Source organism: Streptomyces sp. NPDC087270 (assembly GCF_044744625.1).
Classification (GTDB): Bacteria; Actinomycetota; Actinomycetes; order Streptomycetales; family Streptomycetaceae; genus Actinacidiphila.
Genome location: NZ_JBIUYR010000020.1, coordinates 1 through 13,550 on the forward strand (window position 1 = coordinate 1; position 13,550 = coordinate 13,550).

The window sequence follows — 13,550 nt, forward strand, 5'->3', positions numbered from 1 at the left end:
GGACAACCCTCCGCCTTGCGATCGCACGCACCAGACGCCACGGGCCCCGCCCTTTGGGCGGACGGCGCTACTTCCAAAACACGGCCTAGCCGCGCGGCTCCCCGTGCCAGCGCCACTTCTCCAGTCGTGGCCGGCCCGGCAGTTCGGCCCGGCCGGTCGACCACAGCAGGGCCGGCCACGGGGCGGCGTCCGTCGGGGCGTCGGGGAAGAGCCGGTGCAGCACCCGCCGGCAGAGGTGGTCCGGCGGCTGCCACGGCAGCCCGGACCCGGAGGTGACGTCATGGGTGTGCACCAGGGTCTCCACCACGCCCATCGCCCCGAACCCCTCGGGGTCGGAGACGCCGAAGACGTGGTGGGCGCGGAGCCGCGGCGAGCTGGTGCGCACCATCGCCACCAGCAGGGCGCCGCACGCCTCCAGCGCCTGGAGCAGCCCGTCCCGGCCCTCCTCGCGCGCCACGAAGATGGTGCTCGACGGCCCGTCCGGCCGCATCTGCCGCCAGGAGACGGGCACATGCGTGGTCACCGGCGGCACCGCCGGGCCGATCTGGAGCGCGTACGCGAACAGGTCGTCGGCCAGGTGCTCGGTGGTCTCCCAGCACGACCAGGTCAAGTCGCCGGCCGGACGGTCCCAGCCGTCCTCCGGCACGGACGAGAGCGCGCGCACCGACAGCTTCACGGCCAGTGCCACGTCGTCGGGGCCGACCGGCCCGGGGGAGTGGGGAGTCGGTGTGCCTGTCGTCGGTACCGCGGGTGAGGGGTCCACGTCCGGCACCGTATGCGGAGGACGGCACGGTGCCAAACCGTTTGCGCGGCAAGGTGGTCGGTCCGCGGTGCGACGCGCCCGGGTCGACCGTCGGCCAACCGGCGGGCCGGTCGGCGGTCGTCCGGCTTCGCGGCGGCACCGCACTCTCACCGCCGGGCCTGCCGCCGTCCGTGCCTCATTCGCCGAGCAGCAGCGCGGCGACCGCCTCCGGGGCTTCGTGCATCGCGTCGTGCCCGGTGGGGAGTTCGTGGACCCGCCACTCGGGATCGGCTCGGAGCCGGGCGCGGAGCCCGGCGAACGGCGTTCGGTCCTCCCATCCCGAGCAGTAGACGAACTCCCGGCGGGGGACCTGGGCGAGCGCGCCCGTGAGCCGGATCGTCTGAAGGAACGAGGCGAGGGGATGGGGACGGCGGCGGGGGTCGCCGCCGTCCGGCGGTCGGACGGAGTAGCCGGTGGCCGCGGCACCGGCCGCGAACACCTCCCGGAAGTGGTCGTTCGTCGACGACCAGCACGACTCGCCGTCGCGCGGTACGTAGGCGTCGAGGTGCACCAGTCGCTCGATCCGGCCGCCGGCGCGGTCGGCGACGGCGGCGATCACCATCCCGGCGTAGCTGTGGCCGACCAGCGTCACGCCGGTGAGGTGGTGGCGATCGAGGTGCCGCAGGACGTCGCCGGCGTGCGTGTCGAGACCGGCGGTCGCGACCGCCGCGTCGTCGTCGTCCGGCCGCAGGCCGGTCAGGGTCAGCGCGTGAACGCTGTGACCGGCACGCTCCAGCAACGGCACCACCGCCTCGAACGACCACGAACCCTTCCAAGCACCGGGTACGAGGACGAATGTCGCCATGTGAGTCTCCTTCTCTCCCAACTCGCGACATCGAGGCACGCTGCCTCGATGGCATGCGGCGCGGCCAGGCGCGCTGCGCGCCTGAGGACCACTCCGCATGCAGGAAGTGTCACGGGATCAGGAGATGGCTTGCCACCGCTAGGATGCCAACCGATGCCCGCTCGCCGCCAACCTCGCCCGATCGCCGGTGTGACGTCACATGTGTGGCCTTCCGGCGGGCGGCACCTGTGGCCCTCCGGCGGAACGAGCGCGTGGCAGTCACACGCACGAGGACACCTGGTGTACGCGGCCGGCGGGGTCCTGGCGGTGCGCACCGAGCGCGGCACGTCGATCGTTCCCGCCAACCGGGTCGCCTGGACCCCCGCCGGGTTCACGCACGACCACCGCGCGCACGGCCGCACCGACATGCGGATCGTCTTCCTCACCCCGTCGCTCGCCCGGCTCGTCCCGGACCATCCCGCCGTGTTCCTGGCCTCCGGCCTCGCCCGCGAGGTCCTGCTCGCCCTGACCGGCCCCCGCAACTACGACGACGACGCGACCGGCTACAGCCGCTCCGCGCGCTCGCGCCTGCTCCGCGTCCTCGTCGAGGAACTCCGCGAAGCCCCCGAACAGCCGCTGCACCTGCCCGAACCGCGGGACGACCGGCTGCGAGCCATCGCCCGGATACTGCACGAGACGCCCGCGGACAACGCCACGCTGGCCGAACTAGGGAAGGCGATCGGCGCCAGCACCCGCACCCTCAGCCGGCTCTTCCGCAACGAACTCGGCATGACCTTCTACGAGTGGCGCACCCAACTGCGCGTCCACCACGCGCTCGTGCTCCTCGCCGAGGGCCAGGACACCACCCGGACCGCCTACGCCTGCGGATGGGCCAACCCCAGCAGCTTCATCGAGGCGTTCACCCACATCATCGGCACCACCCCGGGCCGCTACCGGACCGGTCGCCAGAGCACCGCCCCCACACCTCGACCCCCGACGGCGGTCACGTCCTCGGAGTGACCCGCACGCTTACCCGGGCACATCCCCCTTCGTGCGAGTGACGCCTAACTCCCGGCCGCCGCCGCGACGCAGAACTCGTTGCCCTCCGGGTCGGCCATCACCACGTGATGGCCCGCGAACTCCCGGAGGACGGTCCCGCCCGCGCGGACCAGGCGCGCGGACTCCGCCGTGATCCGCGCCCATCGCTCGTCGGGACCGCCGTGCCCGGGCACGCGGATGTCGAGGTGCAGCCGGTTCTTCGCCGTCTTGGGCTCGGGGACCTTGAGGATGCTCAGGCGGGGTCCGGCGCCGTCGGGATCGCAGAGCCACGCGGCGTCGTCCACGGAGTCGTCCGCCGGCAGGTCGAACTGCGCGAACCACTCCGCGCGCGTCCTGAACGGAGCCGGCGGCGGCTCGTCGACGTATCCGAGGGCCGTCTTCCAGAAGGCGGCGAGGAGTTGCGCGTCGGCGCAGTCGAGGGTCAGGTCGATGTCGGCAGCCATGCTGGGACCGTACCGCGGGGCTCTGACAAGCGCCTTCCGGCCACGATCGCGAGCTCGGGGTGCCGATTCAGGTGCGAACTCGGCACGGACCGGTACGGACCCGGTACGGACCTGGTTGCGGATGGGGGAAGGCGACGAGGAGGCGGTGACTCCCGGCCGCGACAATCCGCTGACGTTGCACGCGGCGCCGCTGAGGTGAGGTGAGGTCGGGCGGGGCGGGCGGACTACGACGCGGTGGCGTCCGCGCCGGTGAGCGGGGAGGGTTCGGCGGCCAGCCGGGCGAGTTCGTCGTCGGTGAGCAGGCGTGAGCGCAGCAGGAAGCGCACGCCCTCCGGGGCCTCCAGCGAGAAGCCGCTGCCACGGCCCTTGACCACGTCGACCGTGAGGTGGGTGTGGCGCCAGTAGGCGAACTGGCTCGCGCTCATCCAGAACGGCGTGTCGCCCGCCACCCTGCCGAGCAGCACGTCCGCGCCGCCCACCCGGAACTCGCCGCGCAGGTAGCACATCGGGGAGCTTCCGTCGCAGCAGCCGCCGGACTGGTGGAACATCAGCGGGCCGTGCCGATCGGCGAGCCGGCCGAGCAGTTCCTCGGCGGCGGGGGTCAACTCGACCCGGCGAACCGGCTCGGCCGGGTCCGCGGGGGAGGCCGGGGGAGTCATCGCGGCCCTCCGTTCCAGGCGGGGCGGCCGGCCGGCGGACGCGCGGTCCCTGGTCCGCACCCCGATCGCCGCTCCCACGGCGGTCCGTCCCGTTCCCTCGATGCTACTGCCGAACTCCCCGGCCGAACCCGCTCGTCGGGGCCCGCGTTGCGCGGCGCGGGCCGGTCGTGGCCGGTGTCGGCCGGCGGTGGCCGGTGTCGGCAAGGGAGTTCGGCCGCGCAGGGCCCCGGGTCCGTACGTCAGTGGTCGCCGCGGCCCGAGGATGACGTGCAGGCAGGGACGGGGCCCACCGGGGCACCGGGTGCGCCTCGCTCAGGCGGCCCGCCCCATCACCACGCGGCGTCACCGGTACGGGGCGGGGGAGTCGGACGGGTGCACGCGGCGCCCGCGAGGGCCAGGGCGGCCAGGTCCTCCAGGACCGCGGCGGGCCAGTCGTCGTGTCCGCGCAGGGACCACCGGCGGCGCCAGCGGGCGCCCGCGAAGGCGGCGGCGACCGCCGCGGCCCCGCCGACCGCGCCGGCGGTGGCGAGCAGGACCGGCCCGGGTGAGGAGGGCGCGGGCCTCTCCGCCGAACCCGCCGCCGAGTCCGCCGAACCCGCTGACCCCGACCCCGAACCCGCCGGCCGCACCGAACCCGCCGAACTTGCCGAACCCGCCGACCCCGACGCCGAGTTCGCCGAACCCGCCGGCCGCGCCGAACCCTTCCCGTCGTCCGCCGCGCGCCGCCGGCCGGGTGGCGGCGCGAGCACCCGCACGGCGTCCGCGGCGAGCACCGCGGCCGCCAGGCCGCCGAGCACGACGCGGGGCACCAGCCCGGCGGCGGTCAGCCGGCTCGGGGTCGCCGGCAGCTTGTCGGCGATCAGTTCACCGACGGCAGCGGTCACCGTGCCGATCACGGCCGGCCGCCCGGCCAGCAGGTCCAGCGGTTCCGGGGCGGTCTCGGCCCGCCCGCTCACCGCGACGGCAGCCGTCCCGATCTGGCTGCGCGCCCCGGACGCGGCCCCGACCAGCCCGGCGCGCACGAGGCCGGCCCGTACGCCGGCGGGCGCTCTCACGCGCGCCGCTCCCCGGCCGTCACGACACCGTACGTCGCGAGGCCGTACAACAGGTGCGGTATCGCGTCGGAGACCCAGTCCGCGCCCGACCACGTGCGCGGGTCGCTCACCTTCAACTCGGCCATGGACAGGTCGGTGACCGCCATGGCGAGCGCCCCGGTGAGGACGCCGCCCGCCCAGAGCGGCAGCCGCACCCCCGCCTTCCGCAGTACGGCGACGGCCGTGCCCACCCCCACGCCGGTGGCGATCCCGGACAGCGCCGCCAACGCGCTCACCCGGTTGTCGCGGGTCTGGCCGGTGCCGTCGATGGTGACCCCGGCCCGGTCCGCCAGCGCCTCCACGGTCGCCTCCGGAACGGTGCTCGCGGGTCTGCCGCGCAGGGCCATGTCGCCGTACGTGACGGCGTTGAGCACGGTCGTCCCGGCGGCTCCGGCGAGGCCGCCGCGCAGTAGCGTTCGCATCATGGTCCCCGGGTGACCCGCACCCGCGGGCGTGAAACACCGCGACGCGTGGTTCCGTCCGGTCGCGTCCCGTTCGAGCGCGACCCCACCCGTCACCGAACGGAACGCAGCCCGGATCGCGCCGTAGCCGATGCGGTCACGCGACGCTGCGTAGCGGCGTCGCCCTTTCGGGTGATGGCCACGCCCTACTTACCCCTGTGCCGGCAGGGGCGAGACGGTCCCGCTGTGACGGGTGGTCGCCGCTCCGGGCCGGGCTCACCCCAGGAACGGCTTGATCAGGCCGAGCAGCGCCTCCGGGCGGTGCAGCGGGATGATGTGGCCGCAGTCCTCAAGGACGTGGCCCACGAGATCGTCGGTGATCGGCCGCAACTGCCGTTCGAGCGCGGCCCCGACAGGGTGCGCGCCGATCGCCATCGTGGGCACCGTCAGCCTGCCGGTGGCGGCGGCCCGCTCGATCTGCCGGGCGCCGGCGGGCATCGCGCGGTAGTACGAGAAGGCGCGGCGCAGCGCGTCGGTGCCGGTGTAGGCGCTGACGAAGGCGTCGCGGAGGTCGGGGCGGAGCCCCTCCCCGAGGGTGCCGGCGTCGAGGAACCAGTCGATGTAGCGGGCTTCGTGGCCGGTGAGCACGTCTTCCGCGAGGCCGGGCACGGCGTGGAAGCCGAACCACCACGGTGCCCCGCCGGCCAGGAAGTCCTCGGCACCCGGCAGCGTCCCCAGCAGCGACTCCATGACCACCAGCCGGCTGACGAGGTCGGGGCGGCGCATGGCCAGCAGGAAGGCGGGCGGGGTGCCCGCGTCGATGCCGACCACGGCCGCGGAGGTCTCGCCGAGGGCGGCGAGGAGGGCTTCGGCGTCGGCGGCGAGGGTGCCGGCGTCGTAACCGCCGGTCGCGGGCCCGCTCGCGCCCAGCCCGCGCAGGTCGGGGGCGATCACCCGGTGGTCGTGGGCGAGTTCGCCGATGACGTCGGTCCACAGCTGCCAGGTGTGCGGGAACCCGTGCAGGAGGAGGACGGCGGGGCCCTGCCCCGCGGTCGCCACATGGAGTTCGACGCCGCCCGCCTCGACGCGGCGCAGCACCACCTCGGGCGGGCGGCTGCGGGCGGTGGTGCGGGGGACGGGGGACATGGGCGACCTCCCAGGCGGTTACCAATGGTGACAACACCACCGTAGGTAACTACGCTGGACCGGCCAAGACCGCACTCGTGCCACAGGTGGTGAGCTCCAGGTGACCGCCCCTTCCGTCCCCTCCTCCCCGTCCGGTCCGCCCCAGGGCCGCGGCGACCTCTTCGACCCGCTGTGCCCGACCCGGCGCCTGCTCGACCGGATCGGGACCAAGTGGACGTCGATGGCCGTCAAGGTGCTGGCGGAGGCGTCCCCGGACGAGGTGCGCTTCGCGGAACTCCAGCGCCGTATGGCGGGCGTCTCGCAGAAGATGCTGTCGGTCACGCTGCGCGGGCTGACCCGCGACGGTCTCGTCAGCCGTCGCGTCGAACCCACGGTGCCGCCCCGCGTCCACTACCGCCTCACGGAGTTGGGACTCTCCCTGGAGGGCCCGCTGTCCGCGGTCAGGGACTGGGCCGAGCAGCACATGGCCGAGATCGACCGCGCCCACGCACGGGCCGAAGCCCAACCGTCCGACGCCCAACCGTCCGACGCCCAACCGTCCGACGGCTGAGGGGAGCGGCCCACGTTCAAGCCCCTGCACGGGCGTTCGATCCCGCGCTGCGAGGCCGGTTCGGAAACCCGTCGGGCCCCGCGCGCCGGCCGCCGGACCGGCCACGTCCACCCGTCGGCCCCTCGCCCCCCGACCTCCCCCTGATCGCCCCCGGGTGACGCCCCGTCACCAGCCCCCCGCGTCCCCCGCACCCGCGACAGCCCCCCGCTTACACGCAGTTGACCGTGTTTGTCCGCCCCGGCCGCAGAACTTTCCTTGACACTCCTGCGCGGTCGGAGCAACATCGTCTTTCACTTCCTGACAACGTTGTCGGGTTCGGTCCCGTCGCCCCGCCCGCCGGGGGAGAGGCCGTTCCCCTGCCGATCACCCGTACTCCACGAAGGGCAGGATTGGTGCCAGACTCAACCCCGCACCGGACGGTCGGAACCCGCCGCAGGCGCAGAGCCGTCTGCGCGCTGGCCGCGGCGACCGCACTCCTCGGGCTCGGCCTCGGCGCCGGGACCGCCGACGCGGCGCCCTCGCACGGCGCGCCCGCCGACCCGGCCTCGGCCGTCAACCCGCTGATCGGAACGTCGAACGCGGGCAACACCTACCCCGGCTCCGTGGTGCCGTTCGGCATGCTCGCGTGGAGCCCGCAGAACTCGACGGGGAACCAGTTCTCCACGCCGGCGCCCGGCGGCTACCGCTACGACGCCACGAAGATCCGCGGCTTCAGCCTGACCCACCTCAACGGCGTGGGCTGCTCCGGCGCGAACGGCGACATCCCGATCATGCCGTACGTCGGCGACGTCGACTCCTCGCCGAGCGCGGACACCAAGGACGCCACCTACGCGAGCACCTTCAGCCACGCGAACGAGACCGCGTCGCCCGGCTACTACAAGGTCGGCCTGGACAGCGGCGCGAGCGCCGAGCTGACCAGCACCGCCCGTACCGGCACGGGGGAGTTCGGCTTCCCGGCGGACAAGCCCGCGAGCATGCTGCTGCGCACATCCAACTCCGAGAGCGGCAGCAGCGCGGCCGACGTCCACGTGGACGCCGCGACGCGGACCGTCACCGGCTCGGTGAGCGCGGGCAACTTCTGCGGCCCGCAGAGCGCGAACAACCGGCACGACCTCTACACCCTGTACTTCACCGCGCACTTCGACCAGCCGTTCGCGAAGGTCGGCACCTGGACCGACGACACGCTGAAGCCCGGCTCCACCTCGGCCTCCGGCGGCACCGGCTACAACTCCAGCGGCAACGCGACCGCGGGCAAGGGCTCCGGCGCCTACGTCACCTTCGCCCAGGGCACCAAGAACGTGCAGGCCAAGGTCGCGATCTCGTACGTCAGCGCCGCGAACGCCGAGGCGAACCTGCGCGCGGAGAACCCGCCGGGCAAGTCCTTCGCCGCGGTCCACGCCCAGGCGGTCGCCGCGTGGAACACCGCGCTGCGCAAGGTCCAGGTCTCCGGCGGCAGTTCCGACCAGACCAGCACCTTCTACACCGCGCTCTACCACTCGATGCTGGAGCCGACGCTCACCAACGACGCCAACGGGCAGTACCTCGGCGGCGACCGCAAGGTCCACCGGCTCTCCCGCGGCCAGCACGCGCAGTACGGCACCTTCTCCGGCTGGGACCAGTACCGCGCCCAGGTGCAGCTGCTGACGCTGCTCCAGCCCAAGGTCGGCAGCGACTACGCCCAGTCGCTGTTCAACTACGCGAACCAGCGCGGGGGTGAGTGGGACCGCTGGCTGCTGGAGAACGGCAAGACCAGCGTCATGTCCGGCGACCCCTCCGACGCGGCGCTCGCCGGGATCTACGCCTTCGGCGGCACCGACTTCGACGCCAAGGGCGCCCTCGCCTCGCTCGTCAAGGCCGCCACCGTGCCGACCGCGAACGACTCCGACAGCTCCGGCTGCAACGTCGAGTGTGTCGGCCAACGCCCCGCGCTCGACCAGTACAAGGCGCTCGGCTACGTGCCCGCCGACAACTGCCACTGCTGGGGCGGCGCCGCCGAGACGTTGGAGGACGCCGCGGCCGACTTCGGCATCTCGCAGCTGGCCGGCCAGCTCGGCGACCGCTCCGACGCGCAGAAGTTCGCGCAGCGCAGCGGCAGTTGGAGCAACGTCTTCGACCCGAACGCCACCACGCAGGGCGGTTGGATGCGCAACCGCAACTCCGACGGCTCCTGGGCCGGCACCAACTTCAGCCCCGCCACCGGCGACGGCTTCGTGGAGGGCACCAGCTCGCAGTACAGCTGGATGGTCTACTCCGACATCGCCGGCCTCGCCCAGGCGATGGGCGGGAACAAGGCGGCCATCGAGCGCCTCGACGCCTTCTTCCACGACGCCGACGGCAGCTTCGACTTCACCGCCGACGACCCGACGAAGAACGACCCGACCAACGAGCCCGACATCAACGCGGCCTACCTGTACGACTACTTCGGCGCGCCCTACAAGACGCAGGAGACCACCCGCGCCGAGACCGACACGCTGTGGACGAACACCCCCGGCGGCATCCCCGGCAACGACGACGCGGGCACCATGTCGTCCTGGTACGTCTTCTCCGCGCTCGGCCTGTACCCGCAGGTGCCCAGCCGCGCCGACCTGGTGCTCACCGCGCCGGTCTTCCCGCACGCGGTGATCCACACCGGCCTCGGCCGGACCATCACGGTCAACGCGCCGCAGACCTCGGCGAAGAACGTCTACATCCAGAGCCTGCGCACCAACGGCAGGAGCTCCGACCAGCCCTGGGTCCCCGCCTCCTTCGTCACCCACGGCGGCACCCTGGACTACACCCTGGGCAGCACCCCGAACACCAAGTGGGGCAGTGCCGCCAAGGACGCGCCGCCGTCCTACCGCGACGGTGAGGCGCCGTTCTTCGCCAGCACCGCGCCCGGCGCGGTCAAGGCCGAGCCCGGCACGTCGGCGGACAGCACGCTGAGCGTCTCGACGATCCGCGACAGCCGCCAGGACGTGCGCTGGTCGGCGGCCGCGCCCGACGGGATCACGCTGAGCCCGGCCGGCGGCCGGATCAGCCTGCCCGCCAACGGCACCGCCACCGCGAAGCTGTCGGTCTCGGTCGCCGCGGGCACCAAGTCGGGCGTCTACGCCGTCCCGATCACCCTGACCTCCTCGGCCGCCGGCTCCGGCAGCACCCCCGCCCCCAAGGCGTGGCTGTCGGTGACGGTCGGGGTCAAGGGCAGCATCAGCTGGTACGTCAACAACCGCGGCATATCGGCCGACGACGACAACCCGGCCGCCAACTTCGACGGCGGCGGCTGGAGTTACTCGGCGAAGGCGCTGGCCGCGGCCGGCGTCACCCCGGGCAGCACCGTCTCGGCGGGCGGCTTCGACTTCACCTGGCCGCAGGTGACGCCGGGCGCCCCCGACAACATCCAGGTCGGCGGCGGTGACCAGGTGCTCGACGTCTCCAAGACCGCGGCGGGCGCCACCCGGCTCAGCCTGCTGGGCAGCGCCGACGACGGCCCCACCAGCGGCACGGCCACCCTCACCTACACCGACGGCACCACCCAGCAGGCCGACATCGGCTTCAGCGACTGGACCCTCGGCGGCGGCGGTGACCAGCCCTCCTTCGGCAACGTCACGGCGGTGCACACCACGTACCGCGACGTCATGGGCAGCAGCACCGACCCGGTGGGCACCGATGTCTTCGCGACCGCGGCCATCACCCTCCAGGCGGGCAAGCAGCTCGCCTCGGTGACGCTGCCGGCCACCACCACGGGAGGCGACATGCACGTCTTCGCGGTGGCGACGGCGTGACCGACGGCGCGGGCGGCCGTCCCCGGACCGAGCACGCGGGTCCGGGGGCGGCCGCCCGCGCCCGCTCAGCCGGCCGGGCGGACGGACACCGTGCGGGTCCCGGCGGTCAGCCCGTCGAGCAGCACGCAGCCGTCCTGGGCCCGGGCGGCGTACGCCTTGGCCTTCTTTCCGTTCCACGCGAGCTTGCCGTCGACGTGCACCGTGACGTGGTGTCCGTCGGTGGGCAGGGCGACGCTGCCCCGGGTGCCGCGCGGCACCCGGACGGTCAGGGCGAACGTGCCCCGGCCGGGATGGTGCCAGTCCACCCCGAGCGGGCCGCGCGGGGTGGGCACCTGGCCGCGCGCCCAGGCGACCGAGCCGGGGCGGGGGCGCACCGACCAGGTGGTGAAGCCCGGCGCGGTCGGCCGGACGCCGAGCAACTCGTTGGTGAGCGCCGGCACCACGCCGGTCGACCAGCCGTGCGCCATGCTGGTGTACGAGCCTTCGTACAGCGAGCCGTCGGGGCCGATCCCCTCCCAGCTGGTGATGCCCGGGTCGTGGGTGTCCATCCAGCCGTAGGTGCGGCGGATCTGGTCCAGCGCGGAGTCCTCCCGGCCGCTGCGGAAGCGGGCGACCAGCTCCGGGTAGGAGGTGAAGGCGTAGACCCGCTGCGAGGCGCCGTCGAAGATGGTGTCGTTGTCCATGAAGGCGTTGCCGTACGGCAGTACCGTCGTGGCGTCCAGGTGGGCGAGGGCGGACGCGGCCCGGGTGGCGTCGGCCACGCCGGCGGTGATCGCGATCGCGTTGCCGTCCTGGGCGTGCCGGGCCGGGCCGCTGGAGGAGTCCAGGTAGGCGCCGGCGGCCGCGTCCCACAGGTGGGTGTTGACGGCGGCGGCGACGGTGGTCGCCCGGTCCGTCCAGCGGCCGGCGTCGGCGGAGTTGCCCAGGTACGTCGCGATCGAGGCGGCGTCGGTGAGGGCCTGCACGTAGTTGGCGTTGTAGTAGGTGATCTGCCCGGTGCGGCCGAGGAAGGCGTAGTCGCCGTACCCCGACGTGCCGTTGAGCCCCTTGCTGAGCAGGCCGTCCCCGTCGGTCACCGACGGGTACCAGGAGTCGAGCACCTTCGTCAGGTGCGGGTAGTAGCCGGTGGCGTAGGCGCGGTCGCCGGTGTGCAGGACGTAGTCCCAGCTGCAGGTCACCCACCACAGCGGATAGTCGAAGAGCGGCAGGGTGTAGCCGTTGATCGACGCCGGCGGTATCCAGCCGTCGGAGCGCTGGTGGTCGGCGAGGTCGGCGAGCACGTTGCGGGCGGCCGCGGCCGCGTCGTCGTGGGTGAGGTACAGGGTGCGGGCGGACACCGCCAGGTCGCCGACGTACGGGTCCCGGTCGCGCTTGGCGCCGTCCTGGAGGACCAGCTTGCCGTCCAGGGAGGGGCTGTCGGCGCCGCGGGGGTCGATGTCGTCGGACCGGAAGGTGTCGGTGACCAGCTCGTTGGTGTACGCGGCGCCGTACCAGTAGCGGTTGAGGTCGTCGTCGGCGCTGAGGAACCAGCCGGTGTAGGAGTCCGGGGTGCCGAGGTAGGCGGTGAACTCCAGCCACACCGCGTCGATCGACACCTCGCCCCAGGGCTGGGCGGCCGGCGCGTCGGAGGCGAGCGCGTCCAGGCTGATCTGCAGGTAGCGGAAGCCGTGCAGGCCGTCGGCGTAGACCTGGGTGCCGCTCTGGTAGCCCTTGGTGTCCTTCCAGTCGGCGCCGCCGGCCGGCACCGCGAACTGGTCGGTGCCCTGGGAGGGCACCCCGGACTGGTCGGCCCGGGTGAAGTCGCTGCGGTCGGTGAGGAACTGGACGGTCTCGGAGAACGCCAGCCGCACGCCGGGGGAGTTGCCCGAGGCGGAGGTGAAGGTGACGTGCGGGTAGCCCACCACGACCTTGCCGAAGTCGACCACCACCCGCGGGATGTCGTCGTCGGCCAGCAGCCCCGGGTACACCTCGTTGATCCGGGTGAACTCGCCCTGGGGCGTGCTCTGGTCGGCGCTGACGTTGATCCGCACCTGCGTGGTGGAGACCGTCGCGGCGAAGGGCACGGCCCGCCGCACGGACGTGTTGCCGGTGACGGTGGCGGCGGTCCGCCAGGCCGCGCCGTCCCAGGTCTCGACGGTGAAGTCGGCCGGCACGCCGTCGGAGTTGGACAGCAGCGTGATGCCCGGCAGGGACAGCGGCGCGGCCGTGGTGACGGTCAGGGTGTCCGGGTAGGCCGCGATCGTGTCGTCGTTCCAGAAGGTGCCGGGGTCGCCGTCGATCGCGTTGCCGGCGTCGTAGGTGCGCGGCTGCCCGTCGTCGCCGCCGTTGGGCGCGTGCGAGGACGAGGCGGTCGCCGTGGTGCCGTCCGGCCAGCGCGGCGGCTGCGCCGGCTGCGGGCGGCTCAGCACGGTGACGCCGCCGCCCGGTGCCAGCAGCGCCTGCGGGTCGGTGACCGCGCCGCTGCTGCGCAGCACGCTCACCGGCCGTACGGTCCGGCTGGACGGGCCCTGGACGTACTTCTGCCAGTCGCCGGTGTCGTGCGGGGCCGGGGCGCCGGCCCCGCCGCGGTGGGCGCTGTCCGCGGCGGCGGTGCCGGCGGAGCCGAAGGTGAGCCCGGCGGCGGCCAGCGCGGCGCCGCCGAGCCCGGCCTTCATGACGGTGCGGCGCTGCGGTCCGGGCGGGCGGGGACCTTCTCCCGCAGGGGTGTTGGGCATGGGGGCGGCTCCAGACGGGACGACGGTGTGAAACGTTTCAATGGTGGAGTGCGGCTTGAGGCTACAAGCACATCCGAGCTCCGTCCAGGTGTCGCGCCGGGCGAGCCTTCGCGGCCCGCCGGGGGTGCGCCGAGGCT

The 13,550-nt window shown here is 73.7% G+C and carries 11 protein-coding genes; 3 read left to right on the top strand and 8 right to left on the bottom strand.

From position 1 onward, the window contains the following. Positions 1 to 85 precede the first annotated feature (85 nt). Both ACIPAE_RS31905 and ACIPAE_RS31910 read right to left on the bottom strand, forming a co-directional pair. Positions 86 to 763, bottom strand: a complete 678-nt coding sequence (locus tag ACIPAE_RS31905; protein ID WP_329362136.1) for a hypothetical protein — start codon at positions 761 to 763, stop codon at positions 86 to 88. Positions 764 to 938: 175 nt separating this feature from the next. Then, positions 939 to 1,607, bottom strand: a complete 669-nt coding sequence (locus tag ACIPAE_RS31910; RefSeq protein ID WP_402449986.1) for an alpha/beta fold hydrolase — start codon at positions 1,605 to 1,607, stop codon at positions 939 to 941. 279 nt (positions 1,608 to 1,886) lie between these two features. Between ACIPAE_RS31910 and ACIPAE_RS31915 the strand changes: the two genes are divergently transcribed. Then, positions 1,887 to 2,606, top strand: a complete 720-nt coding sequence (locus ACIPAE_RS31915) for an AraC family transcriptional regulator (RefSeq protein WP_402449989.1) — start codon at positions 1,887 to 1,889, stop codon at positions 2,604 to 2,606. A 44-nt stretch (positions 2,607 to 2,650) separates the two neighbouring features. Here ACIPAE_RS31915 and ACIPAE_RS31920 read toward each other — a convergent pair whose 3' ends face one another. The 5 genes from ACIPAE_RS31920 to ACIPAE_RS31940 form a co-directional block, all read right to left on the bottom strand. Then, complete coding sequence (locus ACIPAE_RS31920; RefSeq protein WP_329362130.1) at positions 2,651 to 3,088, bottom strand: VOC family protein; 438 nt, start codon at positions 3,086 to 3,088, stop codon at positions 2,651 to 2,653. A 224-nt stretch (positions 3,089 to 3,312) separates the two neighbouring features. Beyond that, a complete protein-coding gene (locus ACIPAE_RS31925; RefSeq protein WP_329362128.1) occupies positions 3,313 to 3,747 on the bottom strand; it encodes a DUF779 domain-containing protein in 435 nt (144 codons plus the stop codon). 329 nt (positions 3,748 to 4,076) lie between these two features. Continuing rightward, positions 4,077 to 4,802, bottom strand: a complete 726-nt coding sequence (locus tag ACIPAE_RS31930) for a hypothetical protein (protein WP_402449993.1) — start codon at positions 4,800 to 4,802, stop codon at positions 4,077 to 4,079. After that, positions 4,799 to 5,266, bottom strand: coding sequence for a hypothetical protein (locus ACIPAE_RS31935; RefSeq protein ID WP_329362124.1), 468 nt, complete (start codon positions 5,264 to 5,266; stop codon positions 4,799 to 4,801). The genes ACIPAE_RS31930 and ACIPAE_RS31935 overlap by 4 nt, the downstream gene beginning before the upstream one ends. A gap of 252 nt (positions 5,267 to 5,518) precedes the next feature. Then, the gene (locus ACIPAE_RS31940; protein ID WP_402449996.1) at positions 5,519 to 6,388 is read right to left on the bottom strand and encodes an alpha/beta fold hydrolase; all 870 of its coding nucleotides are present in this window, start codon (positions 6,386 to 6,388) and stop codon (positions 5,519 to 5,521) included. Positions 6,389 to 6,488: 100 nt separating this feature from the next. Here ACIPAE_RS31940 and ACIPAE_RS31945 point away from each other — a divergent pair, with 100 nt between their 5' ends. After that, positions 6,489 to 6,938: a winged helix-turn-helix transcriptional regulator gene (locus ACIPAE_RS31945; protein WP_402449999.1), complete on the top strand. Its 450-nt coding sequence runs from the start codon at positions 6,489 to 6,491 to the stop codon at positions 6,936 to 6,938. A gap of 455 nt (positions 6,939 to 7,393) precedes the next feature. After that, positions 7,394 to 10,699: a GH92 family glycosyl hydrolase gene (locus ACIPAE_RS31950; protein ID WP_366412732.1), complete on the top strand. Its 3,306-nt coding sequence runs from the start codon at positions 7,394 to 7,396 to the stop codon at positions 10,697 to 10,699. A gap of 65 nt (positions 10,700 to 10,764) precedes the next feature. Here ACIPAE_RS31950 and ACIPAE_RS31955 read toward each other — a convergent pair whose 3' ends face one another. Further along, entirely contained in the window at positions 10,765 to 13,413 is a 2,649-nt protein-coding gene (locus ACIPAE_RS31955; RefSeq protein ID WP_402450001.1) for an alpha-L-rhamnosidase C-terminal domain-containing protein, read from the bottom strand. Positions 13,414 to 13,550: the final 137 nt, after the last annotated feature.